Source organism: Citrobacter sp., assembly GCF_050252275.1.
In the GTDB taxonomy this organism is placed as follows: domain Bacteria; phylum Pseudomonadota; class Gammaproteobacteria; order Enterobacterales; family Enterobacteriaceae; genus Citrobacter_A; species Citrobacter_A amalonaticus.
The window spans coordinates 1-26,861 of sequence record NZ_JBFWLF010000019.1 but is presented as its reverse complement, the minus strand read 5'-3'; the positions used below and the strand labels follow the sequence as shown (position 1 = coordinate 26,861).

The 26,861-nt window shown below is 53.5% G+C and carries 21 protein-coding genes, 1 tRNA gene and 1 pseudogene; 9 read left to right on the top strand and 14 right to left on the bottom strand.

Annotated features, from left to right (window positions below):
* Both AB7E14_RS03060 and AB7E14_RS03055 read left to right on the top strand, forming a co-directional pair.
* Positions 1 to 496: pseudogene (locus AB7E14_RS03060) on the top strand (alkene reductase); the annotation flags it as partial.
* A 170-nt stretch (positions 497 to 666) separates the two neighbouring features.
* Positions 667 to 1,158, top strand: a complete 492-nt coding sequence (locus AB7E14_RS03055; RefSeq protein WP_054177233.1) for a GNAT family N-acetyltransferase — start codon at positions 667 to 669, stop codon at positions 1,156 to 1,158.
* Positions 1,159 to 1,239: 81 nt separating this feature from the next.
* On the opposite strand, the gene AB7E14_RS03050 is transcribed toward AB7E14_RS03055, so the two are convergent.
* A tRNA-Sec gene (locus AB7E14_RS03050) sits at positions 1,240 to 1,334 on the bottom strand.
* A 289-nt stretch (positions 1,335 to 1,623) separates the two neighbouring features.
* On the opposite strand from AB7E14_RS03050, the gene AB7E14_RS03045 reads away from it, so the two are divergent.
* Both AB7E14_RS03045 and yicI read left to right on the top strand, forming a co-directional pair.
* On the top strand, positions 1,624 to 3,006 hold the full coding sequence (locus AB7E14_RS03045) for a glycoside-pentoside-hexuronide family transporter (RefSeq protein ID WP_042998653.1): 1,383 nt from the start codon (positions 1,624 to 1,626) through the stop codon (positions 3,004 to 3,006).
* An 11-nt stretch (positions 3,007 to 3,017) separates the two neighbouring features.
* The gene (gene yicI, locus AB7E14_RS03040; protein ID WP_316962422.1) at positions 3,018 to 5,336 is read left to right on the top strand and encodes an alpha-xylosidase; all 2,319 of its coding nucleotides are present in this window, start codon (positions 3,018 to 3,020) and stop codon (positions 5,334 to 5,336) included.
* On the opposite strand, the gene AB7E14_RS03035 is transcribed toward yicI, so the two are convergent.
* Positions 5,333 to 6,508: an MFS transporter gene (locus AB7E14_RS03035; protein ID WP_044254397.1), complete on the bottom strand. Its 1,176-nt coding sequence runs from the start codon at positions 6,506 to 6,508 to the stop codon at positions 5,333 to 5,335. The genes yicI and AB7E14_RS03035 overlap by 4 nt on opposite strands.
* A 97-nt stretch (positions 6,509 to 6,605) precedes the next feature.
* On the opposite strand from AB7E14_RS03035, the gene AB7E14_RS03030 reads away from it, so the two are divergent.
* Positions 6,606 to 7,364 carry a MurR/RpiR family transcriptional regulator gene (locus AB7E14_RS03030; protein ID WP_042998650.1) on the top strand — a complete coding sequence of 253 codons (759 nt, stop codon included), beginning with the start codon at positions 6,606 to 6,608 and terminating at the stop codon, positions 7,362 to 7,364.
* Here AB7E14_RS03030 and AB7E14_RS03025 read toward each other — a convergent pair.
* From AB7E14_RS03025 to xanP, 4 genes are all read right to left on the bottom strand, one after another.
* On the bottom strand, positions 7,348 to 8,727 hold the full coding sequence (locus tag AB7E14_RS03025) for a glycoside hydrolase (RefSeq protein WP_109739707.1): 1,380 nt from the start codon (positions 8,725 to 8,727) through the stop codon (positions 7,348 to 7,350). The two genes, AB7E14_RS03030 and AB7E14_RS03025, sit on opposite strands and share 17 nt — an antisense overlap.
* 12 nt (positions 8,728 to 8,739) lie before the next feature.
* Positions 8,740 to 10,302, bottom strand: a complete 1,563-nt coding sequence (locus tag AB7E14_RS03020; protein ID WP_200118939.1) for a PTS transporter subunit EIIC — start codon at positions 10,300 to 10,302, stop codon at positions 8,740 to 8,742.
* 195 nt (positions 10,303 to 10,497) lie between these two features.
* Positions 10,498 to 12,231 carry an AsmA family protein gene (locus tag AB7E14_RS03015; RefSeq protein ID WP_428169317.1) on the bottom strand — a complete coding sequence of 578 codons (1,734 nt, stop codon included), beginning with the start codon at positions 12,229 to 12,231 and terminating at the stop codon, positions 10,498 to 10,500.
* Positions 12,232 to 12,352: 121 nt separating this feature from the next.
* A complete protein-coding gene (gene xanP, locus AB7E14_RS03010; RefSeq protein ID WP_042998645.1) occupies positions 12,353 to 13,744 on the bottom strand; it encodes a xanthine/proton symporter XanP in 1,392 nt (463 codons plus the stop codon).
* A 230-nt stretch (positions 13,745 to 13,974) separates the two neighbouring features.
* Here xanP and gltS point away from each other — a divergent pair, with 230 nt between their 5' ends.
* Positions 13,975 to 15,180: a sodium/glutamate symporter gene (gltS, locus tag AB7E14_RS03005; RefSeq protein WP_428169316.1), complete on the top strand. Its 1,206-nt coding sequence runs from the start codon at positions 13,975 to 13,977 to the stop codon at positions 15,178 to 15,180.
* A 51-nt stretch (positions 15,181 to 15,231) separates the two neighbouring features.
* Here gltS and recG read toward each other — a convergent pair whose 3' ends face one another.
* From recG to gmk, 5 genes are read right to left on the bottom strand one after another with little or no spacing between them, the layout of a single operon-like run.
* Positions 15,232 to 17,313 carry an ATP-dependent DNA helicase RecG gene (gene recG, locus AB7E14_RS03000; RefSeq protein WP_316962420.1) on the bottom strand — a complete coding sequence of 694 codons (2,082 nt, stop codon included), beginning with the start codon at positions 17,311 to 17,313 and terminating at the stop codon, positions 15,232 to 15,234.
* Positions 17,314 to 17,316: 3 nt separating this feature from the next.
* Positions 17,317 to 18,006 carry a tRNA (guanosine(18)-2'-O)-methyltransferase TrmH gene (trmH, locus tag AB7E14_RS02995; RefSeq protein WP_058587384.1) on the bottom strand — a complete coding sequence of 230 codons (690 nt, stop codon included), beginning with the start codon at positions 18,004 to 18,006 and terminating at the stop codon, positions 17,317 to 17,319.
* Between the two features lie 4 nt (positions 18,007 to 18,010).
* Entirely contained in the window at positions 18,011 to 20,122 is a 2,112-nt protein-coding gene (gene spoT / locus AB7E14_RS02990) for a bifunctional GTP diphosphokinase/guanosine-3',5'-bis pyrophosphate 3'-pyrophosphohydrolase (protein WP_042998641.1), read from the bottom strand.
* Positions 20,123 to 20,140: 18 nt separating this feature from the next.
* A complete protein-coding gene (gene rpoZ, locus AB7E14_RS02985) occupies positions 20,141 to 20,416 on the bottom strand; it encodes a DNA-directed RNA polymerase subunit omega (protein ID WP_000135058.1) in 276 nt (91 codons plus the stop codon).
* A 54-nt stretch (positions 20,417 to 20,470) separates the two neighbouring features.
* On the bottom strand, positions 20,471 to 21,094 hold the full coding sequence (gene gmk / locus AB7E14_RS02980; RefSeq protein ID WP_042998640.1) for a guanylate kinase: 624 nt from the start codon (positions 21,092 to 21,094) through the stop codon (positions 20,471 to 20,473).
* A 257-nt stretch (positions 21,095 to 21,351) separates the two neighbouring features.
* On the opposite strand from gmk, the gene ligB reads away from it, so the two are divergent.
* Positions 21,352 to 23,037: an NAD-dependent DNA ligase LigB gene (gene ligB, locus AB7E14_RS02975; protein ID WP_287115590.1), complete on the top strand. Its 1,686-nt coding sequence runs from the start codon at positions 21,352 to 21,354 to the stop codon at positions 23,035 to 23,037.
* Here ligB and AB7E14_RS02970 read toward each other — a convergent pair.
* Together AB7E14_RS02970 and AB7E14_RS02965 are read right to left on the bottom strand one after the other, a co-directional pair.
* Positions 23,034 to 23,651 carry a trimeric intracellular cation channel family protein gene (locus AB7E14_RS02970; RefSeq protein WP_042998638.1) on the bottom strand — a complete coding sequence of 206 codons (618 nt, stop codon included), beginning with the start codon at positions 23,649 to 23,651 and terminating at the stop codon, positions 23,034 to 23,036. The two genes, ligB and AB7E14_RS02970, sit on opposite strands and share 4 nt — an antisense overlap.
* A gap of 254 nt (positions 23,652 to 23,905) precedes the next feature.
* Positions 23,906 to 24,769, bottom strand: coding sequence for a YicC/YloC family endoribonuclease (locus tag AB7E14_RS02965; protein WP_316962419.1), 864 nt, complete (start codon positions 24,767 to 24,769; stop codon positions 23,906 to 23,908).
* A gap of 124 nt (positions 24,770 to 24,893) precedes the next feature.
* Between AB7E14_RS02965 and rph the strand changes: the two genes are divergently transcribed.
* Entirely contained in the window at positions 24,894 to 25,610 is a 717-nt protein-coding gene (gene rph / locus AB7E14_RS02960; protein ID WP_042998636.1) for a ribonuclease PH, read from the top strand.
* A 78-nt stretch (positions 25,611 to 25,688) separates the two neighbouring features.
* On the top strand, positions 25,689 to 26,330 hold the full coding sequence (pyrE, locus tag AB7E14_RS02955) for an orotate phosphoribosyltransferase (RefSeq protein ID WP_042998635.1): 642 nt from the start codon (positions 25,689 to 25,691) through the stop codon (positions 26,328 to 26,330).
* 39 nt (positions 26,331 to 26,369) lie between these two features.
* Here pyrE and slmA read toward each other — a convergent pair.
* On the bottom strand, positions 26,370 to 26,861 hold a 492-nt coding region (slmA, locus tag AB7E14_RS02950), incomplete at its 5' end, for a nucleoid occlusion factor SlmA (RefSeq protein WP_428169315.1).

Sequence of the window (26,861 nt, the reverse complement as noted above, 5' to 3'; positions counted from 1 at the left end):
TGACGACGAATACGGCGGCTCGCTGCAAAACCGTCTGCGCTTTATGCGGGAGGTGGTGACGGCGGTCTCAGCGGCGATTGGTAAAGAGCGCGTGGGTATTCGTCTCGCTCCGCTGACCACGCTGATGGGGTCAAAAGATGATACCCCGGAAGCGACCTATCTGGCGGCAGCCAGCGTGCTGAACGAGCTAGGCATTGCCTATATTCATATCGCCGAAGCGGACTGGGAAGATGCGCCGGTCATGCCTGCCGCGTTTAAAGAAGCGCTGCGTATTATCTTCCACGGCACGTTGATTTACTCCGGTAAATACACCAAAGCCCGTGCTGAAGAGGCGCTGGCGAACGGCTGGGCCGATCTGATCGGTTTTGGTCGTCCATTTATTGCTAACCCGGATCTGCCACATCGACTAAAAAATGACTTGCCGCTGAATGCGCCAATTAAAGAGACGTTCTTTGGTGGCGGGAAAGAAGGGTATCTGGACTACCCGGCTAGCTGATTTCATGACGCAATGCGTCAATCTGCTCGCACATCCGCAAATGGTCCGGCGAATAACATCACGCCGGGCTTTGTACATCCCTTTCATTTTCATGTGAATACCATCAGCGTAAACCGTGTTATCTGCGGGTATGATGAGGCAGTCCAGTTGATTCAAAAAAAGGTAAACGCATGCCCACTCCGCTATTCCGTCAGGCCACGCCCGCCGATGTTGACCGCTGTTATGAGATTGAAACGCTCGCCTATGAAGGCGATGAAGCGGCAACCCGGGAAAAGATTGCTACCCGTATCCAGCGCTATCCGCAGGGATTTATGTGCATGGAGTTAAACAGCGAGGTGGCTGGCTTTATTAATGCCGGTTGCGCCTGGGAAGTGGTGATGTCTGACGAGGCTTTTAAGGAACTGGTAGGCCACGATCCGGATGCGCCCAATGCGGTGATTATGTCGGTGGTGGTGCACCCGGATTTTCAGGGCAAAGGCTATTCTTCACTGATGATGCGCGAATTTGTGGCGCGGATGAAAGCGATGCACAAAAAGACGATTCACCTGATGTGTAAAGATCGTCATGTCGATCTTTATGCTCACTTTGGCTATCGCTACGTCAAACCGTCTGAATCCGATCACGGCGGGATGGCGTGGCACGAGATGGTGATGGTGTTGTAAGAGACGCGATGAAAACCGCGCGAAACTCGAATGTAGAAGGCGTTTTTAGGCTTTCTGAAGCGGGAATAGAGCATGATATTTTGGCGGAAGATCACAGGAGTCGAACCTGCCCGGGACCGCTGGCGGCCCCAACTGGATTTGAAGTCCAGCCGCCTCACCGGAGACGACGATCTTCCGCGCCTGCATTGCTACATGGAGGCGGGGCGCATTATAGCTACTTCCTGACGTTTCCACACCCCCTCACTCACTTTTTTAACTTCCCTTTCTTCTTACCATGATCGGTTTCATATAAATCCTCATAAATTCCTCTAGTTACATTTTCTCACATCTTCTGGCGCAACCGCGATCACAGAAAACAAGAATCGTAATTTAATAACGAGATATCGGAATATCCGTCGCTAGCGCGAATGGTTTACAAAAACGGTAACCGGTACCAGTGCGCATGAGAGCGCGAAAGGATGCGTTATGACTATTCATATTTTGTCTGTTAAGGAGAAGATTGGCTACGGGATGGGCGACGCTGCCAGTCATATCATTTTTGATAACGTCATGCTGTATATGATGTTTTTTTATACCGATATTTTCGGTATTCCCGCCGGTTTTGTCGGCACCATGTTTTTACTGGCGCGCGCGCTGGACGCCATTTCAGACCCGTGCATGGGGCTGCTGGCGGATCGCACGCGTTCCCGTTGGGGCAAATTCCGTCCGTGGGTGCTGTTTGGCGCGCTGCCGTTTGGCCTTGTTTGCGTCCTTGCATACAGCACGCCGGACCTCAGCCTGAACGGTAAGATGATTTACGCTGCTATCACCTATACGCTGCTGACGCTGCTTTATACCGTGGTGAATATCCCGTATTGCGCACTGGGCGGGGTGATCACTAATGACCCCACGCAGCGTATTTCTCTGCAATCCTGGCGCTTTGTGCTGGCGACGGCGGGCGGGATGCTCTCGACCGTGCTGATGATGCCGCTGGTGAATCTTATTGGCGGTGATAACAAAGCGCTGGGATTTCAGGGTGGGATTGCAGTGCTGTCGGTAGTGGCATTCCTGATGCTGGCGTTCTGCTTCTTCACCACCAAAGAGCGTATCGAAGCGCCACCGAGCACAACCTCAATGCGCGAAGATCTCCGCGATATCTGGCAAAATGACCAGTGGCGGATTGTGGGGCTGCTGACCATCCTCAATATTCTCGCCGTCTGCGTACGCGGTGGTGCGATGATGTATTACGTCACCTGGATCCTGGGGACGCCGGAAGTATTCGTCGCCTTCCTGACCACCTACTGTGTCGGTAACCTGATTGGCTCCGCGCTGGCAAAACCCCTCACCGACTGGAAATGCAAAGTCAGCATCTTCTGGTGGACCAACGCGGCCCTGGCCGTGGTTAGCCTCGCGATGTTCTTTGTCCCGATGCAGGCCGACATCACCATGTTCGTCTTTATCTTCGTGATTGGCGTGTTGCACCAGCTGGTGACGCCGATCCAGTGGGTGATGATGTCCGATACCGTCGATTATGGCGAATGGTGTAACGGTAAACGTCTGACCGGTATCAGTTTTGCGGGCACACTGTTCGTACTCAAACTGGGTCTGGCGCTCGGTGGCGCGCTTATTGGTTGGATGTTGGCAGGCGGTGGCTACGACGCGGCGGCGAAAACGCAGAACAACGCCACCATCAACATCATTATTGCCCTGTTCACAATCGTCCCGGCCATCTGCTATCTGCTGAGTGCCGTGATTGCCAAACGCTTCTACACCCTGAAAACGCCTTACCTGAGAAACATCCTCGACCAACTGGCACAGGGCGCGCGTCGCAATCAGCAGGAATTTACGCATAACGAATTTCAGAACTAAAGGAACAGAGTATGAAGATTAGCGACGGAAACTGGCTGATTCAGCCTGGCCTTAATTTACTTCATCCAGTCCAGGTGTTTGATGTGGAACAGCACGGTAACGAACTGGTGGTTTATGCCGCGCCGCGTGATGTCCGCGAACGCACCTGGCAACTGGATACTCCGCTCTTTACATTGCGTTTCTCTTCGCCGCAGGAAGGGATTGTGGGCGTGCGTATGGAACACTTTCAGGGGGCGCTGGATAACGGTCCGCATTACCCGCTCAATGTTTTACAGGACGTGAAGGTCGATATCCAAAACACCGCTGAGGTTGCTGAGCTGAAAAGCGGTAACTTAAGCGTGCGCGTCACTAAAGGTGAGTGCTGGTCGCTGGATTTCCTGCGTAACGGTGTGCGCATTACCGGTAGTCAGTTGAAGAACAACGGCTATGTGCAGGACACCACCACCCAGCGGAACTACATGTTCGAGCGCCTGGATCTGGGCGTCGGCGAGACGGTTTACGGTCTGGGCGAGCGCTTTACCGCGCTGGTGCGTAACGGTCAGACGGTAGAAACCTGGAACCGTGATGGCGGCACCAGCACCGAACAATCCTATAAGAACATCCCGTTTTATATGACCAACCGTGGCTATGGCGTACTGGTCAACCATCCACAGTGCGTCTCGTTTGAAGTCGGTTCGGAGAAAGTGTCGAAAGTGCAGTTCAGCGTCGAGGGCGAATATCTCGAATATTTCGTGATCGACGGTCCGACGCCGAAAGAAGTGTTGAACCGCTATACCCGCTTCACGGGGCGTCCGGCGTTGCCGCCTGCCTGGTCGTTTGGCCTGTGGCTGACCACTTCGTTCACCACCAACTACGATGAAGCGACGGTAAACCGCTTTATCGACGGCATGGCTGAGCGCAATCTGCCACTGCACGTCTTCCACTTTGACTGCTTCTGGATGAAGGCTTTTCAGTGGTGCGACTTCGAATGGGATCCGGTGACGTTCCCCGACCCGGAAGGAATGATTCGTCGGTTGAAGGAGAAAGGGCTGAAGGTCTGCGTATGGATCAACCCGTACATCGGACAGAAATCGCCGATTTTCAAGGAGCTGAAAGAGAAAGGCTACCTGCTGAAACGTCCGGACGGTTCGCTGTGGCAATGGGATAAATGGCAACCGGGGCTGGCGATTTATGACTTCACCAATCCGCAGGTCTGTGAATGGTATGCCAATAAACTGAAAGGTCTGGTGGATATCGGTGTTGACTGCTTCAAGACCGACTTCGGCGAGCGTATCCCGACCGATGTGCAATGGTTTGATGGTTCCGATCCGCAGAAAATGCACAACCATTATGCCTACATCTACAACGAACTGGTGTGGAACGTGCTGAAAGAGACCGTTGGCGAAAAAGAGGCGGTGCTGTTCGCCCGATCCGCATCGGTGGGTGCGCAGCAGTTTCCGGTACACTGGGGCGGCGACTGCTACGCCAACTATGAGTCAATGGCAGAAAGCCTGCGCGGCGGCCTGTCCATTGGCTTGTCCGGTTTTGGCTTCTGGAGCCACGATATCGGCGGCTTCGAAAACACCGCGCCGGCACACGTTTATAAACGCTGGTGTGCGTTTGGTCTGCTCTCCAGCCACAGTCGCCTGCACGGCAGCAAATCCTATCGTGTGCCCTGGGCGTATGATGAGGAATCCTGCGATGTGGTGCGCTTCTTCACCGAGCAGAAGTGCCGCATGATGCCGTACCTGTACCGTGAAGCGGCTCGTGCACACGAGCGGGGCACGCCAATGATGCGCGCCATGATGCTGGAGTTCCCGGACGATCCGGCATGCGATTATCTCGATCGCCAGTATATGCTAGGGGATTCAGTGATGGTGGCGCCTGTATTCTCGGAAACGGGGGAGGTGCAGTTTTACTTGCCGGAAGGACGCTGGACGCATCTGTGGCACAATGACGTCGTACAGGGCAGCCGCTGGTACAAACAGCAGCATGACTTCCTGAGTCTGCCAGTGTATGTGCGTGGCAACACCCTGTTGGCGCTGGGCCGTAATAATCAGAAACCAGATTACGCGTGGAACGAAGGCACTGCCTTCCAGTTGTTCGCGCTCGAGGAGGGACGTGAAGCCGTGTGCGACGTCCCTGCTGCTGACGGTTCGGTTATCTTTACGCTGACTGCTAAGCGCAATGGCAACACCCTCACCGTGACGGGCAAGGGGGATGCGCACGACTGGACGTTGTGCCTGCGTAACATCGCGCAGATTAGCGGTATTCGCGGCGCTTCACACCGGGGAAGCGAACTGGGCGTGATGGTGACGCCGCAAAGTCATGAGATCGTCATTTCGCTTTAAGTTGATGTACCGAGGGGGTGGAGGTTCAGCCGCCCCCACAGCGCCAGCAGCAGATACAACGCGACCGGTAATAGAAAGCTGAACCGGAGGTTGAGTCCATCAATACAAGCAGCCTGCAGTAAGGGTATAACCGCACCACCAATCCCGGCCATCACCATTGCTGCGGCAGAAATATTGGCGATCGCCGGATTTTTGTTGATGGTGTGCCCGAAGATAATCGGATAGAGAATTGAGTTTCCTAAACCGGTCAGGATAAGCAGATAACCGCCAGTGGTATTGTTCAGCCATATCGCCATCATCACCGCCGTTGCACAGGCCAGCGTCGCCATCAGAAACGGCGTGTAATTGCCTGTTTTGTCGGCGAGAAAACCATAAAGAAAACGACCCGCCAGCGCACCTCCCCAGTAAAAAGAGACCAGCGACATCGCAACAGTAGTGCTCCAGCCGCCGATGGTGATGAGATATTTTACCAGACTGGTCGCAAGGCTCACTTCGACGCCGACATAGATAAAAATCGCCGCCACACTGAATAACAGTTCTCTGTTCTTCCAGGCGTTATACGTTCCTGACGCGGCTTTTCCCGGGCGCGCCACATCCGGCAGGCGGATCCAAAAAACCCCTGCAATCAATGCCAGCGAAAAGCAGGCGAGGCAAAGCCAGAGCGCACTGATAGGTTCTTCACGCGCCAGGATATCGATAGGTGAAAACGCCAGGAGGAGGGCAACCAGCATGGGCGCCAGCGTGGTTCCCAGCGAATTAACCGCAGAGGCCAGACACAGATTGCCAATGCGTTTGTGCGGTGCGCTGAGCAATGTCAGATAGGGATTCGCGACAACCTGCATCGCCGCCACGCCCGTCGCCACGACAAACATCGCCAACAGTGACAGGGCGAAGGAATCCAGCTGCAACGCCAGAGCGAACAGCAGGCATCCCGCAACCGACAACGTTAACGACAGCAGCAACACCTTACGGTACCCCTGGCGTTCAATCAGCATTGAACAGGGCAGACAGGTCAGAAAAGGGGCCACGTAAAAAATAACGGTAATGAAAATAGACTGCGACCACGACAGATGGAAATACTGATAGAAAAAGATGATCAGCACGCTGTTAATGGCGGTTATATTGCCCCATAAGAAAAATATCATGGCGAGTAATGTCAGATTTTTATTCATTTCTTTTTTTAATATGAAATTGTGATGAAGTGACCTGTTGCACAGACCGTTTACTTTAAAAAATGATAAATTTATTCTGCACTCACAGGAGCAGAAAATGGAACTGGAAAATGTATTTCGTGATGTAAAATTAAGTAAGACAGAAGTTACCGTACTGCGCTTTATTCAGAATAATCCAGAACAATGCATTCGTGAGGGTATCCGCACCGTCGCGGAACACTGTTACAGCAATCCGTCATCGCTGGTCCGTCTGGCGAAAAAGCTCAAATTTAGCGGCTGGCTGGAGCTGGTGTATTTCATTAAATTTAATATCACAATGCCAAAACTTGATGTGACCAATGATATTAACTTTATGAATGTCCAGCCAACCGAAAACCTCGCGTTGCTATTAAATCGTCTGCAGCACGACCGTATTCTTATTCATGGCAGCGGTTTCTCACAACTGATTGCGCAATATATTTATAATAAATTCCTGGTGATTGGCGTGAATGCCAGCCTGGCACTTTGGCCGGACTACGAAATACTGGAACAAAAAACGGCTGCAAAATTCGATTCTATCTGGCTGGTGTCTAAATCTGGTCGCAGCAGTTCGGCATTAAATTGGGTCAAGGCGCTGGAAGGTAAAAATACCGACCTTGTCTGCTTTACCGGTGACTATCAAAGCCCCCTGGCCCAGGCGGCAAACACCGCCGTCATCATTCACGATCCGCAAAAGTTTGATGATGATATCTACTGGAGCAACCCTTTCTTTGGTTACTGCATCCTGGGATTCGAACATTTGCTGAAGCTCTGGTTTATGCAAAATCCGGGCGGGGCGCCACTCGACGCCCCGGGAACGATCATTTCCAGTCGCTAAACTGTGCTTCGTCGAGATACTCGCCAACCAACTTTTCGGCCAACGACCAGGAGCCAATCAGCGGATGCGCCATTAATGCGCGGATTGCCAGAAATTTATCTTTGCGCATGATGGCGTCCACTGCCAGACGTTCGTACTCTTTCACGCAGGAGATCATGTTTTTCTGCGCATCCGGTACGTGGATCGGCGTCACCGGTTTCAGCCCCTCTTTGCTCAGATCACAGCTGATCTCAATGACATCATCCGGGCGTAAGAAATCCAGCGTGCCATTGTTTTGCAGTGAGACAACGATGCGTTTGCTGGTGGCGCTGTTCACGGCTTCGAGAATATCCAGCGCCACCCCTGCGTAACCGCCGCTATCCGGTTCTTCAATAAACTGTTGCAGCGTTAGTGGCGTGCGGGTGTTGAATTTTTCCTGATGCGACTCACTCTGCATATAGCTATTTTCGCGGCGCAGATAGTGTTTCATCCAGATATCGAATGCGGCTTCCGGGTTTGCCTGCGCATCCACATTCTGCAGTTCCTCGCGCATTTCCTTGTTGATCCGCGCGATAGCTTCACCGCGCGTTTCCGGTGCATCCTGAATCGCTTTCAGCGCCACTTCGCGATAGTAATAGTAATAGAGATATTCATTCAGCAATTGCTTGTCGCAAAGCTGAACCAGCACCGGTGAGAAGTACTGCATCGCCGTTTTGCTGTACAGCGCCGGGTTGCTCACCAGTTTGTCGGTGACGTCCTCACCCTTCACGGTGAAATGGGTAAACCACGAGAAGTGGTTCAGACCATAGCACTCCACTTTCAAATCCGCTTCGTCGCAGTTGAGGATGGCAGGCAGTTCGCGAATCAGTTCTGATGGCGCGTCGCAAATGCCATAAACCCGACGTTTGAACCCGGATTTAATGATCGCCTCGGTAACCAGTCCGGAAGGGTTAGTAAAGTTGAACAGAATGGCATCGGGTGCGGCATGTTCTTCAATCAGACGGCAGTAATTGAGAATGGCGGGAATTGACCGCATCGCCATCGCAAAACCACCCGCCCCGGTGGTTTCCTGACCTAATGTGTTATGGTTGAGCGCGATACGTTCATCGCGCACACGGCTTTCATCGCCGCCGACGCGTAGCGTAGTGATGACATAATTGCTGTTCTTTAACGCAGATACCGGATCCGTCGTCAGGCTGAAACGAATATCAGGTCGAATCGTGGCAAAAACATAACGGGCGATTTCGCCGAAAATTTTCAGGTTCTCTTCTGCGTTATCGAGGAACACCACTTCCTGTAAACCAATACGATGCGCATTATAGGCCAGAGATTTCGCCAGGAACGCGGAACGAACGCCGCCCCCGCCTAATACGGTTAATTTCATAACAACTCCTGATTAATTATTTGCCAGCCAGTTATCTACCCGGGATCGAACCTGTCCAACCCTCACACCGTAAATAACCTGAACTTCATTTTGATTACGCACTACGCCATTGGCACCGGTACTTTTTAATAAGGCTTCATCAATTTTGTCGGGATGATGGAGCGCGACGCGTAATCGGGTAAAACAGTTATCAACAGAAATAATGTTCTCTTTGCCGCCTAAGCCTTTAATGATCTCATCGGTGACGGCCTGACCTGCTTTGGCCTTTTTATTGCGGTAATCTTCTTTACTGTAGAGTTTCACTTCGCCGTCATCTTCGCGCCCTGGTGTTTTCAGGTTCAGCCTGATGACCAGCGTACGGAAAATGACGTAGTACGCGGCGAATTGCCCGATACCGATTAGAACGTATAGCGGCCAGCGGGTGAGGGCTGCCGGCAACGGCAGGTTATATATCAGAAACTCAATGAGTCCGGACGCGCCCCACGGACGAACCGTCAGCAGATCGCAAATTGCCTGAGAGGCGGCGGTCAGCGTGGCGTGAATCAGCCATAACAGCGGCGAAATAAATAAGAATGTAAATTCAATCGGTTCGGTAATTCCGGTGAGGATAGAGGTAATAATAGCGGGCAACAGAATCGCCTTCGCCATCATTTTCTTCTCCGGCGTGGCGGTGTGGTAAAACGCCAGCGCTGCACCGGAGAGACCAAAGATTGTCGTCATGCCCTGCTGGGAAAAGCGCAGTGCTTCGTTCATTACCGGGGTGAGATCCGGATGGCGCATGTAGGCCAGGAAGATGGCCTGCGTCCCGGAGACCACCTGCCCGTCAACGTTCAGAGTGCCGCCAATCTGGGTCAACTGGAAGGGAGACCAGACAAAGTGGTGCAGTCCTGTTGGGATCAGGAATTTTTCAAAGAAGCCGTACACGAAGACGCCTGCCACCCCGGCGTTTTTCATGAAACTGGTTAATGCCGCGATGCCGTGCGTGATGAACGGCCAGAACCAGGTAAAGGCAATGGCGTAAAAAAGGATCACCGGCGTCATGGCGATTAAGGTCAGTTTTGCGCCGCCGTACATCGAGAGTGCGCCCGGCAGCTCTATTTCAGAGACTTTATTATGGACCCAGGCAATGGTGCAGCCGAGAATAATCCCTAAAAAGATCCCCATATCAACAACGACAAAACCTAAAATTTGCGTTTGTCCGGTGCCATAATATTCGCCATTGACCTTTTCAGCGATGCCGTGAGTATATTCCAGCCAGGAGTGATTGGCGCCCAAAAACATAATAAAGCACATGACGGCAACCAGCGCGACTTCGGTTTTTTTATCTTTCGCCAGACCATAGCTGATGCCGACACAGAAAAGCAGTCCCAGGTTGCCAAATAATGGCCAGAAGGTATCACCGAGGAGTTGACCTATTTGATGTAAAAAGCTGGTTTCGGAAATAAGTGTCGGGTTAGTTAATATTGAACTTAATGCCAGGATTAAGCCAATAACAGGTAAGAACAAGACCGCCCCGATCATTGCTCTGGAGAATCTTTGCATATCCGCCAGAATACGTTGACGTATTACAGACATGGCTATTCCTTTATTTTATGTAGGGTGTTTGTAATCATTAAATAAGACTTCCAACGTAATTGTTATAACAACTCCCGGTGGGGATGAAAACCTGTTGCGGAAAATAGGCACAAATAGCCGATAAATGAATACCTGTTTCGCTTTCAGACAGAGAACGCTCCCGGATAATGAATATCCGGGAGCGGTAAGGAGAGATTATGGCGTAACGGGCGCGGGGGAAATGGGGGCTGGTTCGGTCGACGTCACTTCACCCGCGGAGACGACTCCGGCCTGCATGGTTTGCGTGACCTGCTGATTATTCGCATTCACGGCGTGCAATTGCCCATTCACTGTGGGCTTGAGCGGCGCGTCTGCCTGCACCGTTCCGCTGGCTGTTAGCTGGATATTACCGTCACCGGCGATCGGCAGTGCCGGCCAGCCCCATTGCTGTAGAACGTTCACCGGGACACCGCGGCCATTCAGGCTGATCTGTGTCTGGCGCGGCGGTAACTGTGACACGCTGGCGGTCGCTTCCAGAATCCCTCTTTCCGTAAAAGCGCTCAGTTCGCTGATATTTACCGTGCTGGCATTGGCGGCTAAAGACAAGGAGGGGCGGCGCACGTCAACGCGGTTGAAGGTGGCGGCGGCGGCATTCAGGGTCGCGTTTCCACTCCAGACGCCCCATTTCTGGTTCTGGACCAGCCCCAGATTCGCGCCATAACCATCCAGCGCGGTCAACTGCCACGGGAATGTCGGGTCGATATCAATCACCAGGTTGCGGCTGGCAGTAAATTTCTTCAGCGTCAGGCTGTTCAGCCATGTCGGCAGCGGTTGCATCCAGCGCTGTTTCCAGTTTTCCGGCAGGGTGTACTCGATGCCCGCGATGGCTGCGTCATCGAGGATAAGGGCTTTACCTTCCCGCAGCCAGTTGCCGGAAGTCCTGACCATTCCGCCTTCCCAGCGGGTAGTGAACTGGCGCAGCGCGATACCTTGCGGCGAAAACTCGGCATTCAGAATAGGGTCGAACAGATGCAACGAGCCAAAAATGAACTCGCTGGCATTCATCGACAATTTGCCTTCCTGCGTCTGCCAGTCGTCTTTGCTGAAAGTCAGATTGCGCAAACTAAGGTCAAGGTCAGTGACCGCCCAGTCCGGTCCCTGTAGACGCGCGTCAGTGACCTCAAGGCGATTAACCTGAAGCGATGGAATGGCGTTCAGCGGCGCGAAAAAGTCGGCCAGCGATTTATCGCTTTGCAGTCGGATGTCGTTCAGCCGCAGATTCTCCACCATCCAACTGCCATCAGCATGGCGTTTTGCCACACCGGTTAACGCACCGCGCGCGATATCTGCGCCGATAGTGCTTAATGTCACCTGTTCGTTATCGATACTGCCTTCAATCAGGACGTTAGCAGCAGGAACGTCATTTAATGTCAGAGAACCCGCGCTGAGCTGAATCTGCGCTTTGCTGCCGAGCACTTTACCGGCTTCGGGCAGCCAGGGAATGATGCCGCCATTAACCCGCTGAGCGCTCAGATCCCACTCGCTGCCTGGGCTATTAAACGCCATATCCTGCAACTGCAGGCGGTCAGACTGAAAGGGGAGCGGTGCCGTCTGAGGCGAAATATTAAGGGTACCGTTTTGAAGCAGGATCGTATCGACATGCCGTGGATGTGTCAGTTGGCGAGTACTCAGCCCAATATCGACCGCTTTTGCCACGAGCGTGGCTGGTTGACCATCACGCCCAAAGGTGACGTTTTTCAGCAGGATATGTGAAGGAGAAGAAAAACGATGGTCCATCGCCTCAAAGGATAACTGATAGTCGCTGTGCTCAGATATCCAGGCACTGATGTGTTCTGCGCCCCAGCGCGTTTGCAGCAGGAAATAGAGGCCGAGAATCACCACCAGAAGGGCGATCAGCACATAGAGAATCAGCTTTCCAATAAATTTCATGGTCTTCCATCCTGCGAAGGGCACATAGTTGAGTTATGCACGATTTACGCGCAATCCTCAAGGCAGGAATCGTGAAAGAGTATGATAACGACGGTGAATTTGAATCACCGTCGCATAGCCTTTACTGCTTTTCAGGCGGGAAAATCAGGTTCAGTACGATAGCGGTTATACCACCCGCAGCAATACCGGAAGAGAGCAGGTTTTTCACCCAGTCAGGTGCAAACTGGAGGATCAGCGGCTGCTGAGAGACGCCAAGACCGACAGCCAGTGACAGCGCAATAATCAGGATTGCGCGGCGGTTCAGGGGTTCGCGGGAAACAATCCGCACCCCAGAGGCCGCGATAGTCCCGAACATAACCAGCGTTGCCCCGCCGAGCACTGGCTCAGGGATATGCTGCACAAAGCCGCTCACCGCCGGGAACAAACCGAGCACGATCAGCATCAGCGCAACCACAAAGCCAACGTAGCGGCTGGCCACGCCGGTTAACTGAATGACCCCGTTGTTCTGTCCGAAACAGGAGTTTGGGAAAGTGTTAAAGACCGCAGAGACGAAGGAGTTCAGGCCGTTTGCCAGCACACCGCCCTTCAGACGCTTCATGTACAGCGGGCCAGAGACGGGCTGTTCGGAAACGTCGGACGTTGCGGTGATATCGCCGATGGTTTCCAGCGAGGTAATCATAAACACCAGCATCAACGGCAGCAGCAGATTCCAGTCAATGCCCAGCCCGTAGTACAACGGCGTCGGCACCATGATCAGATCCTGGGAGGCTGGCGCGTTGTTTTCCGGCAGCATGCCCATAAACCATGCCAGCGCATAGCCCGCCGCCATAGCGATCACCAGTGAAGCCACGCGCAGGTACGGGTTACGCTGGCGGTTGAGCAGAATAATCAGCAGCAGCACAACGCCTGCCAGCATCAGATTCTTGGGCGCTCCAAACGTGTTGTCGCTCATCGCGGCATAACCACCACCGATGGACGTCAGCCCCACCTGAATCAGCGACAGACCGATAATCATCACCACTACGCCCGAGACCAGCGGGGTGATGATACGACGCGCGAGATGCAGAATCCGGGAGAGCACCATCTCCGTGCAACTGGCCAGCATCAGGGTACCAAACAGCGCCGCCATCATTGTGGGGACGTCTGCACCGCCGGTTTTCAGTGCGGTACCGCCCATAATCAGCGGTGCCACGAAGTTGAAACTGGTGCCCTGAATCGATAACAACCCTGAACCCACCGGACCCCAGGCTTTAATCTGAATAATGGAGGCCACGCCAGAGGCGAACAGCGACATACTGATAATGTGTTGCGTATCCTGAGCCGGTAACCCCAGCGCCTGACAGATGAGCAGCGCCGGCGTAATGACCGCAACGAACATCGCCAACAGATGCTGACAGGCGGCAAACAGGGTTTGCGGAAGCGGCGGGCGATCTTCAAGACGATAAATCAGTTCGCTGTTTTGAGTCTGCGCAACCGGTTGCGCATTTTCCGACTCGAGGGTGTTAACAGACATCAATGATAATCCCGTGATGACAAAGCGGGCATTTTATCTGACCAGATGGTAAAAGCAAACGTTTGCGAGTGGGTATTCTTAATATTTAAAATGGATGAAATCACATTTTTATATAACTTTTCCCTCTTTTCTGCTTAAAATCCATGCCGAATTACTACTAAAAGCTAAAAATATCCGCAGGAATAAGACATCAGTGCGTAACTGATTCAGACGTACTCAAGGAGCTTTGTATGTTTCAACTCGATACCTTATCAACCCTCGTTGCCGCAACGCTGACGTTGCTACTGGGGCGTAAACTGGTTCAGTCAGTCTCCTTCCTCAAGAAATATACGATTCCAGAACCCGTTGCTGGTGGGTTGCTGGTCGCATTGGCCCTGTTAGTACTGAAAAAGAGCATGGGCTGGGAAGTGAATTTCGATATGACGTTGCGCGATCCGCTGATGCTGGCGTTTTTCGCCACCATCGGTTTAAACGCCAACATCGCCAGCTTACGGGCGGGCGGTCGCGTGGTGGGAATTTTCCTGATCGTCGTCGTGGGGTTGCTGCTGATGCAAAATGCCATCGGCATTGGGATGGCCAGCCTGCTGGGACTTGATCCACTGATGGGGTTGATTGCAGGTTCGATCACGCTGTCTGGTGGCCACGGTACTGGTGCCGCCTGGAGCAAGTTGTTTATCGAACGCTACGGCTTTGCTAACGCGACGGAAGTGGCGATGGCGTGCGCCACTTTTGGTCTGGTTCTTGGTGGGCTGATCGGCGGGCCTGTGGCACGTTATCTGGTCAAACACTCCACCACGCCGGACGGTATTCCGGACGATCTGGAAGTGCCTACCGCCTTTGAAAAGCCGGACGTCGGGCGCATGATCACCTCGCTGGTACTGATTGAAACCATTGCGCTTATCGCCATCTGTCTCACCGTGGGTAAGTTCGTTGCGCAATTGCTGGCGGGGACAGTGTTTGAGCTGCCCACGTTTGTCTGCGTGTTGTTTGTCGGCGTGATTGTCAGTAACGGCCTGGCGCTGGTAGGTTTTTATCGCGTTTTTGAGCGTGCAGTCTCTGTTCTCGGGAACGTCAGCCTGTCGCTGTTTCTGGCCATGGCGCTGATGAGCCTGAAGCTGTGGGAACTGGCTTCACTGGCGCTGCCGATGCTGGCAATCCTGGTGGTGCAGTCCATCTTTATGGCGCTGTACGCGATATTTGTCACCTGGCGAATGATGGGCAAAAATTACGATGCAGCTGTGCTGGCGGCGGGACACTGCGGCTTTGGTCTGGGGGCGACGCCAACCGCGATTGCCAATATGCAGGCGATTACCGAACGTTTTGGTCCATCCCATATGGCGTTTCTGGTGGTGCCGATGGTCGGCGCGTTTTTCATTGATATCGTCAACGCGCTGGTGATTAAGCTGTATTTACTGTTGCCTATTTTTGCGCAATAACGAGAAGGTGCGGTGGTGATGAACCACCGCGCTTTTGCATCGCCATCAGGATCAGGCGTTAGAATAGCGTTCTGTTTCAGGCATCCAGCGTTCGATTAACGCTTTTGCCTCTTGTGGGTAACGTTCATGAATATGACGAGCAATACGCTGAACTTCCGGAATAATGGCCTGATCTCGCAGTAAATCCGCCACTTTGAATTCGGCATTCCCCGTCTGCCGCGTACCCAGCAATTCACCGGGTCCGCGAATTTCGAGATCTTTTTGCGCAATCACAAAGCCATCGCTGCTGTCGCGTAACACCTGCAGGCGTTTCTGGGCTGTTTTCGATAACGGCGACTTGTAGAGTAGTACGCAGTGTGAGGCCACCGCGCCACGGCCGACGCGTCCACGTAGCTGGTGTAACTGTGCTAAACCGAGACGTTCCGGGTTTTCGATGATCATCAGACTGGCATTGGGGACATCCACACCGACTTCAATCACCGTGGTGGCGACAAGCAGGTGCAGTTCGCCCTGTTTAAACGCCGCCATCACCGCCTGTTTTTCGGCAGGCTTCATGCGCCCGTGGACCAGGCCGACATTCAGTTCTGGTAACGCGAGTTTTAACTCTTCCCATGTGGCTTCAGCGGCCTGCGCTTCTAACAAATCAGATTCTTCAATCAGCGTACAGACCCAGTAGGCCTGGCGACCTTCCTGCGTACAGGCGTTGCGGACACGATCAATAATATCGTGGCGACGCGTATCCGGAATGGCAACCGTTGTAACGGGAGTGCGTCCGGGGGGCAGTTCGTCAATGACGGAGGTATCGAGATCTGCGTAGGCGGTCATCGCCAGCGTCCGAGGAATAGGCGTAGCGGTCATGATCAACTGATGCGGATGGAAACCCTGTTGCTGGCCTTTTTCCCACAGTGCGAGGCGCTGATGCACGCCAAAACGGTGCTGCTCGTCGATGATGACCAGCGCAAGGCCGTTGAACTGCACCTGTTCCTGGAAGATCGCGTGCGTTCCTACCACCATTTGTACCTGTCCGCTGGCAATCGCATCTTGTTGCGCCAGACGCGCTTTGCCTTTCTGCTTGCCCGCCAGCCAGCCGACTTCGACACCCAGCGGAGCAAACCAGTTACGGAAGTTGTTGGCATGCTGCTCCGCCAGTAGCTCGGTCGGGGCCATCAGCGCGACCTGTTTTCCATGCGCAATCGCTCGCAGAGCGGCGAGTGCGGCTACCAGCGTTTTACCGGAGCCGACATCACCCTGCACCAGACGCATCATGGGGATATCGAGCGCCATATCGTGCTCGATTTCCGCTACCACGCGGGCTTGCGCACCCGTCGGCTTAAAGGGCAGCGAGGCTAACAGTTTATTTTTCAGCGTGTCGTTGGCGCTCAGCGGTTGGGCATGAAAACGCTGCGCGCCTGCACGAAGCGCCAGCATACTCAGGTTATGCGCCAGCAACTCTTCCAGAATCAGACGACGTTGCGCCGGGTGCTGTCCGGTTTCGAGATCGCTTAACTGGAGCGTCGGCGGTGGGCGATGCAGTGTGCGAAGCGCTTCAGGCAGACTGAGCATGCCCTGCAACAATTCCGGCGGTAAGAGTTCGGCAATGGCGCAGGTATCCAGCAGATCCAGCGCCTGATCGGTGAGCTTGCGCAGTGTTGCCTGTTTCACCCCTTCGGTAGTGGGATAAACCGGGGTGAGGGTTTCCTGCAATGCTGGTGTACTGAGATCGCCCTGAACACGGTATTCCGGGTGGATCATCTCTGCGCCGTACTTCCCGCGCTTCGCTTCGCCATAAGCCAGTACGCGTCGTCCGGTGGCGAGGCTGTTTTTCATCGCCGCGCTGAAGTTGAAAAAGCGCATTGTCAGGATGCCGGTACCGTCGCTGATCTGACAGGTCATCATCCGGCGACCCCCGAAAGTGATGTTACAGTTCAGCACTTCCCCTTCGACAGCGGCGTATACGCCGGGCAGCAGTTCGCCAATGGGATAGAGTTGGGTGCGGTCTTCATAACGCAGAGGGAGATGTAACAGCAGATCCTGCACGGTGTGCAGACCAATTTTTGCCAGTTTGCTGCTCTGCGCTGCGCCAACGCCCGTTAGTGAACTGAGCGGGACAGCATCTAACAGGCGCCCACTCATGATTTACTTCGCCGCCTGCATGGTGGACCACCAGGTATCATCGGCTTCAATCGCACCTTGCTGATTGATATGCGGATAGGGCAGCCCTTTGCGTTTGGCGACTTTCGCCAGTACCGGATAGCCGCCTTCAAACAACAGGCGCTGCTGTTCGCCTTCCGGCAACATGCTGTTTTCGCGCAGATACATCCCGGCATTCTGCCGTTGGCGCTGCGCTTCATACAGAATCAGCGCTGAGGCAACGGAAACGTTAAGCGATTGAACCATGCCGATCATCGGGATGATGATATCCTGATCCGCCAGGTCCAGCGCTTCCTGGGTAATACCCGTTTTCTCCTGCCCCATCAGGATACAGGTCGGACGTGTGTAATCGATTTCGCGGAAATCGACGGCATTATCAGATAGATGAGTTGCCAGAACCTGCATGCCCCGGCCTTTTAAATGCGTGACGGCATCGCCAATTGTGCGGTGGGTTTTCACCTGCACCCAACTGTTGCTGCCGGCTGCTGCTGAGGCCATGGTGCGCATACGACTGCCTGGCCAGACGGCGTGGACTTCGTGGACGCCGACGGCATCTGCGGTACGAATAATCGCAGAAACGTTATGAGGTTTGTGGACCTGCTCCATGCAAACGGTCAGGTCCGGCTGGCGCCTGGCGAGCATCTCACAAATACGAGCATAGCGCTGTAGGTTCATAAAACTAGTTTCGGTTACGGGTGACTTTTATCACGTCAGGCATCACGCGAATTTTGCGCATGATATTCGCCAGGTGCACACGGTCGCGCGCAGTAAGGCGAATAAAGGCGCTGTAGACGCGACCATCCTTCTCTTCAGTATTCAGGCTCTGAATATTAGAGGTGGTGGTGTTGATCGCCGCCGTCAGATTTGCCAGCGCACCCTGGTGGTTAAACATATCCACTTTGATTTCGGTGATGAATTCCTGCTCCGTCTCTTTGTCCCATTCCACCGCCATAAACTTCTCTGGCTCTTTCTGGTAACCACGGATGTTACGGCAGGATTCATGGTGAATGACCAGGCCTTTACCCGGACTGACGTGGGCAATGATCGGATCGCCCGGAATCGGACGACAGCATTTGGCAAAGGTAATCAGCACGCCATCTGCGCCTTTAATAGGCAAATGACCGTGGCCGGGCATAGCAGGTTGGATTGCGGAGGCATCGCCCTGCTGCAGGTTTTTCGCTACCACCACGCTCATGGCATTGCCGAGGCCGATTTCTGCCAGCAGATCGTCAAGCGTCGCAAGCTTCATCCGCTCAAGTTCACGCTGGATACTCTCTTGCGGGATTTCAGCCAGCTTACGACTGCCACCTAACGCATGGTTGAGCAGGCGACGTCCCAGACTGACAGAATCATCGCGCTTGAGGTTCTTCAGCAACTGGCGGATCTTGGCGCGGGCTTTTGAACTGACGACGAAGTTAAGCCATGCCGCGTTCGGACGAGCCCCCGGCGCGGTAATGATTTCGACCGTCTGACCGCTGGTCAGCGGCTGTGACAGCGGATAGGGCTGTCTGTCGACGCGTGCGCCGACGCAGGCATGACCGATATCGGTATGCACCGCATAAGCAAAGTCGACAGGAGTGGCACCGGCAGGCAGTTCGACAATGCGCCCTTCCGGTGTGAAAACGTAAATCTCATCCGGGAACAGATCGGATTTCACGCTCTCGATAAATTCAAACGAGCTACCTGCGCTTTGTTGCAGTTCCAGCAGGCTTTGCATCCAGCGCTGGGCACGAATCTGCGCGGTAGTACTGGTTTCGCCGTGCTCTTTATAAGCCCAGTGCGCCGCGACCCCCATTTCGGCCATCTGGTCCATATCCTCTGTACGGATTTGGACTTCAACCGGAACGCCGTGTGGACCGATCATCGACGTGTGCAAAGACTGATAGCCGTTCGCTTTTGGAATGGCGATGTAGTCTTTTACCCGTCCAGGACGCGGTTTATAGAGGCTGTGCATCTGGCCGAGCACGCGATAGCAGGTGTCGGCGTCATGGACGATTACGCGGAACGCATAGATATCCATGATCGAATGGAAACGCTGCTCTTTAAGCACCATCTTGCAATAGATGGAATAGAGGTGCTTTTCACGACCACTCACACGGCATGGAATTCCCGCTTCCTGCAGTCGTCCTTCGATTTCAGAGAGGATTTTTTGGATCATCTCTTTTCGGTTGCCGCGAGCGGCTTTAACCACCTCTTTAATCACGCGATAGCGGTTCGGGTACAGCGCCTCAAAACCCAGCTCTTCAAGCTCGGTTTTAATGTGATGAATACCTAAACGGTGCGCCAGCGGGCTATAGATCTCGAGGGTTTCACGGGCGATGCGGCGACGTTTGTCCGGGCGTAATGAGCCCAGCGTGCGCATGTTGTGGGTACGGTCGGCGAGTTTGATGAGAATGACGCGGATATCCTGCACCATCGCCATAATCATCTTGCGAAAGTTTTCGGCCTGCGCCTCTTTCTTATCGCGGAACTTGAGTTTATCAAGTTTCGACACCCCCTCTACCAGTTCAGCAACGCTTTTACCAAACAGCTGCTCCATGTCCTGGTAGGTGGCGGGAGTATCTTCGATCACGTCATGCAGCAACGCAGCCATCAGCGTTTCATAGTCGAGTTTCATCTCGGCCAGAATACAGGCTACGGCAACAGGGTGCGTGATATAAGGTTCACCGCTTGAACGTGTCTGGCCCTCGTGAGCGTCACGTGCAACGAGATACGCCTGCCGAAGACGTTTGATCTGGTCTTCCGGCAGGTAGTGTTGAATCAGTTGATTCAGGCTTTCAAACAGATACAAGGGCGACCCGCTTTGTGATTAACGACGACCTTCAGCAATGGCGGTTACGGCTTGTAATTCAGCGGCTTCCTGCTCTTGCTGTTCCTGGCGCTCACGGACGTCGAGGATCTGGTTGTTGATCAGACCTTCTTCGATTTCGCGCAGCGCGATTACGGTAGTTTTATCGTTTTCTTCCGGTACGAGCGGATCCTTTCCGCCTACCTGCATCTGACGAGCGCGACGCGCGGCGACCAGTACCAGGTCAAAACGGTTACCAATTTTCTCTACAGCGTCCTGAACAGTTACGCGTGCCATACTTAAAATGCTCCACAGGTGAAGAAATGACTGGGCATGATACTGAAAGTGGGTTCAGTCTGCCAACAGTTTGCTGATTAAAGCGTCATGACGCTGCTTTTGGCGGCTCATGCGCAGACGTTCGGCGCGAATAATGGTTTTCAGATCGCCCAGGGCGGTGTCGAAGTCATCATTCACAATAAGATAATCATATTCGGCGTAATGGCTCATTTCTGCAACAGCTTGCGCCATACGTTTCGCAATCACCTCTTCGCTATCCTGTCCACGACCCCGCAAACGGCGGTCCAGTTCCAGTTTAGACGGCGGCAAAATAAAGATACTGCGCGCATGCGGCATCTTCTTACGAATTTGTTGCGCGCCCTGCCAGTCGATATCGAGAAAGACATCTACCCCGGAAGCCAGCACTTGCTCAATGGCTTCACGCGAGGTGCCATAGTAATTACCAAAAACTTCTGCGTGTTCCAGAAACGCGTCGTTGCCAATCATGGTTCTGAATTCGTCATGATCCACAAAGAAATAATGTTCGCCGTGAACTTCACCCGGGCGCGGAGCGCGCGTCGTGTGCGAAACAGAAACCTGGGTGTCATACAACGGTTGGGTTTTTAACAAAGCCTGAATCAGGCTGGACTTACCCGCGCCACTGGGGGCAGAAACAATATAAAGCGTGCCTTGAGCCATGAGTATCTTACGTATGTGATTATCGAAAATGAACCTACATACGGGCTTATTATACACGTCACCGCTACGCGACGTAGTCTTTGTCACACTTTTTACGCCAGATTATTGCTTTTTGCGCGCCTGTTTCCTGATTTACGCAACATTCTCTGCAAATGAGCGGAATCACTGGAAGCCTGAACGCAATCTACACTTTTGTCGCTCGGCGCTGCCCACACAACGCGCTATATCTGCCTGGAAACGTACAGCGGAGAGTGGCGATGAAAGTGGGGACAGCGATATTGATGGGGTTGTGGTTATGGCAGGCGCAGTCCTGGGCGGTATGTCCGGTATGGTCGTCTGCGAGGGCTCACGAAGAGATCTCTCGTTTGCAACAGCAAATTGCGCAGTGGGATGACGCCTACTGGAAAGAGGGAGTGAGTGTGGTCGAAGACGGCGTCTACGATCAACTGCATGCACGACTGCTTCAGTGGCAGCACTGTTTTGCTGACGACTCTCCGCCCAGCCAGGCGTTGCCTTCACCGGGTGGTACGGTCCCTCATCCCGTCGCCCATACCGGGGTACAAAAGCTGCCTGACAAGCGAGCTGTGCAGCAATGGATGCGCGGGCACAACGATTTGTGGGTACAGCCGAAGGTTGATGGTGTGGCGGTTACGCTGAAATATCAACATGGCAAACTGACGCAGGCGATCAGCCGTGGCGATGGTCTGAAGGGCGAAGACTGGACGCAAAAAGTACAGCTGATGCCAGCCGTGCCGCAAACTGTGGCGGGGGCGCTGACAAACAGCGTGTTACAGGGTGAGATCTTTTTGCGACGGGAAGGGCATATCCAGCAAAAAATGGGCGGGATGAATGCCCGTTCGAAGGTGGCTGGTCTGCTGATGCGCAAGACCAGCGTAAGCGACTTATCATCACTGGGGATTTTTATCTGGGCCTGGCCTGATGGCCCGCAGACAATGTCCGAAAGAGTCAACCAGTTGAGTGCAGCGGGTTTTACACTAGCGAAGGCATTCACGCTGCCAGTTGACAACGTTGAGGCCGTGGAGCGGGCGCGTACGCACTGGTGGACGTCCGCTTTGCCCTTCGTTACCGATGGGGTCGTTGTGCGAATGGACAAGGAACCTGCGTCCCACCAGTGGTTACCAGGGCAAGGGAGTTGGCTGGTTGCCTGGAAATACCCACCCGTTGCGCAGGTGGCGGAGGTCACAGCGATTCAATTTACGGTCGGCAAAAGCGGAAAAATCGCCGTTGTAGCAACACTTGCCCCCGTCATGCTGGATGATAAACGGGTACAACGGGTGAATATCGGTTCCGTAAATCGCTGGAAAGAGTGGGATATCGCCCCTGGCGATCAAATCCTGGTGAGCCTTGCCGGACAGGGGATCCCACGTATTGACGATGTCGTCTGGCGGAGTTCAGACCGGGCTAAACCGATACCTCCTGATAATCGCTTCAATTCATTGACTTGCTTTTTTGCTTCCGCATCATGTCAGGAACAGTTTATTTCCCGCCTGGTCTGGTTGGGCTCTGGCGCTGTTTTAAAGCTGGACGGTGTGGGTGAGGCGGGCTGGCGGGCGCTTCATCAGCAGCATCACTTTGAACATATCTTTTCATGGCTGGCTTTAACTCAGGAGCAGATTCAGCACACGCCGGGATTTGCGAAAGCAAAAGGTGAGCAGGTATGGCATCAGTTTAATTTGGTTAGAAAACAGCCTTTTATTCGCTGGATACAAGCGTTAGGCATCCCGTTACCACTGGTGGCGCTCAATGCCAGTGGCGATCGTTCATGGCGGCAGTTGTCAGGGCGAACTGAATTGTACTGGCAACAACTTCCGGCAGTCGGCCCGCGTCGCGCACGTCAGGTGATGACATGGCTGGACAACGCGGAGGTCAAACAGCTGAGCCACTGGTTGGCAGCTCAGCAGATTGAGAGCTTCATTCCTTAGTGGCTTTCGTGGTGGTAGTAAAACACCGGCAAACCCAGTTTAAGGCGCAGCGCCAGGAGTCGGGCGACAAAGCCAAACATCAGGGTTGAGATAACCACGATATCCTGACTGGAAACATAGTGTTGCAGGACGATATACAGCACGGCAGAGGCGAATGAAACCCCGGCGTACAGCTCTTTCTGGAAAACGAGCGGAATACGTTTACAGAACATATCGCGCAGCACTCCACCGAAGACGCCGGTGGTGACCGCTGCAACGACGGCAATGATCGGTCCATGCCCCATATCCAGGGCCACCTGAGCGCCAATAATGGAAAAAACCACCAGGCCTAAGGCATCCAGTACCAGGAACACCTTGCGCAGGTAGGGCATGACGGGAGCCACAATAGTCGTCAGGACTGCCGCTGTGGCGACAATAATCACGTATTCGGGATGTTTAACCCAGCCCAGAGGATAGTGGCCGAGCAGAATATCGCGGACAGAGCCACCGCCGATTGCTGTTGCGGTGGCAATAATGATGACGCCGAATGTATCCATCCGACGACGACCCGCCGCCAGCGCGCCGGTCATGGCTTCGGCAGTGATCCCTATCAGGTACAAAACGTGTAACAGCATGACTCCCCCCAGTATTTTGGGGACAAAGAGTAACGATTTGTGCTCGTCGTCACGATTGAGATTTTCTAAGGCGAGTGATTTTTAATAATTTCAGCTAATGTGAAATTGATGTTCTTCTGAAGTAGTGCGTGATATGAGAATTTTTTTGTCGGTAAAATGGATGAGAAAAACTAAACTGAAGATGTCCACAATTTAGCGTGAGTCGTGAAAAACGTAGCACCGCCATTGGCTGACGGGCTACGCGGAAAGACACCTTACTCGATGTTCTGGATTTGCTCGCGCATTTGCTCGATTAAAACTTTCAGTTCGATGGCGGAATTGGTCACTTCCGCATTAATGGATTTTGACGCCAGCGTATTCGATTCGCGATTGAATTCTTGCATCATGAAGTCCAGACGGCGGCCTACTGCCTCTTTTTTCTTCAGGATGTTGTAGGTTTCTTTAACGTGGGCGTCCAGGCGATCCAGTTCTTCTGCCACATCAATGCGCTGTGCCATCAGGAGCAGTTCTTGTTCCAGACGGTTGTTTTCCAGTTGGACCTGAGCGTCTTCAAGCTTAGCGACCAGACGCTCGCGCTGCCATTGCAGAATTTCTGGCATATGGGCGCGGACCTTAACAACTTCAGCGCTGACACCTTCCAGACGTTGTTCGATTAACGCTTTCAGTGCCTGACCTTCCGTTTCGCGGGCAACGATGAAATCGTCGAGCGTGCCGTCGAGTGCGGTCAGGATTTCTGCAGCAATGGCGTCCAGATCCTGTTCCTGTGCTGCCATAACACCGGGCCAGCGCAGGATATCGACCGGATTGATTTCCCCTTCATCACTCTGCATTTTGACCCAGTTAGCCGCATTCACGAGTTGTTTTGCGAGCTTTTCATTCAGGATGAGCTCGCCCTGCGCGCTGGCATCGGGTTCAAAGCGCAGCATGCATTCGACTTTACCGCGCGTCAGGCGCGTACGAATGCGTTCACGAACAACAGGCTCAAGGCTACGGAACTGTTCCGGCAGACGAAAGTAAGTTTCCAGATAACGCTGGTTTACCGAGCGCATTTCCCAGGTGGCGCTACCCCATTCACCCTTGATTTCACGCCGGGCGTAGGCGGTCATACTGCGGATCATAGACGTTCCTGTTTTTAAAGGAGAGATGGAAGGATTATAGCCATCCCGGCCTTGTCAGGATAGGAATAACCGCCGGAAGTCCGTATAATGCGCAGCCACATTCGTTTAAGCCGGAGATCTCAATATGCGTCCAGCAGGCCGTAGCGCTAATCAGGTGCGTCCCGTAACCCTGACCCGTAACTATACAAAACACGCTGAAGGCTCGGTGCTGGTCGAATTTGGAGATACCAAAGTGCTGTGCACGGCCTCAATTGAAGAAGGCGTACCGCGTTTTCTGAAAGGTCAGGGCCAGGGTTGGATCACCGCTGAATATGGCATGTTGCCGCGTGCAACACATACCCGTAACGCGCGCGAAGCCGCAAAAGGCAAGCAGGGCGGCCGTACTATGGAAATTCAGCGTCTGATCGCCCGTGCGCTGCGCGCTGCAGTCGATCTCAAAACGTTGGGTGAATTTACTATCACCCTGGACTGCGATGTGATCCAGGCCGATGGCGGCACGCGTACCGCTTCCATTACCGGCGCCTGTGTGGCGCTGGCGGATGCGCTGAACAAACTGGTGGCCAGCGGTAAGCTGAAAACCAATCCGATGAAAGGGATGGTTGCTGCGGTATCCGTGGGGATCGTTAACGGCGAAGCGCTCTGCGATCTGGAGTACGTTGAAGACTCAGCGGCGGAAACCGACATGAACGTGGTGATGACCGAAGATGGACGAATCATTGAGGTGCAGGGGACGGCAGAAGGTGAGCCGTTCAGCCATGAAGAACTTCTCACCTTGCTGGCACTGGCCCGAGGGGGAATCGAATCCATTGTTGCGACGCAGAAGGCGGCGCTAGAGAATTGATTTTAAGGCGACCAATGAGTCGCCTTTTTTTTGTCCGTAGATTTTGTCAACGATGAAAGTGAAATGAGGAGCGAATCCATGAAACCCTATCAACGCCAGTTTATTGAGTTTGCGCTTAACAAACAGGTACTCAAGTTTGGCGAGTTCACGCTGAAATCCGGGCGCAAGAGCCCCTATTTCTTCAACGCCGGCCTGTTTAATACCGGGCGCGATCTGGCACTGTTAGGCCGTTTTTACGCTGAAGCATTAGTGGATTCTGGCATTGAATTTGATCTGCTTTTTGGCCCGGCTTACAAAGGCATTCCCATTGCGACGACCACGGCGGTCGCGCTGGCGGAACATCATGACAAAGACCTGCCGTACTGCTTTAACCGCAAAGAAGCCAAAGATCACGGAGAAGGTGGCAATCTGGTTGGCAGCGCATTACAAGGCCGCGTGATGCTGGTAGATGATGTGATCACCGCTGGTACGGCCATCCGGGAATCGATGGAAATCATCCAGGCCAATGGTGCAACGCTGGCTGGTGTGCTGATCTCTTTGGATCGTCAGGAACGCGGACGTGGCGAGATTTCTGCCATTCAGGAAGTCGAGCGCGATTATGGCTGTAAGGTGATTTCCATCATCACCCTGAAAGACCTGATTGCCTATCTGGAAGAGAAGCCGGAAATGGCAGAGCATCTGGCAGCGGTGCGGGCGTATCGGGAAGCGTTCGGCGTTTAACGTGAGTGGCCGGATAACGCGTGCGCTATCCGGCAAACATTACTGCAGTTGCGCGGCGAGCAGTGGCCAGCGGGCATCAAAATCATCCGTAGGACGGTATTTGAATTCGCTACGCACAAAGCGCGACAGCATACCTTCGCAGAAGGCGAGCAGTTGACTTGCCAGTAACGTTTCATCCGTCACGTACCCTTCACCTTCACGCATCCGCTTTTCCCGCAATACCTGGCGCAGTTGTGCTTCAATGCGTTCGAACAGTTGGTTGATACGTCCTTGCAGACGATCTTGTTCAAACATCAACGCATGTCCAGTCAGGATGCGCGTCAGGCCAGGATTGCGTTCGCCGAAACCCAGAATCAATAACACAATCAGGCGCACACGCGCGTGAGTATCTTTTTCATCTTTCAAAATCAAATTGATACGGGTGATCAGGCTGTCTTCGATAAACTCAATCAGGCTATCGAACATGCGGGTCTTGCTGGGAAAGTGGCGATACAATGCCGCTTCGGAAACGCCGACAGAAGCCGCCAGTTT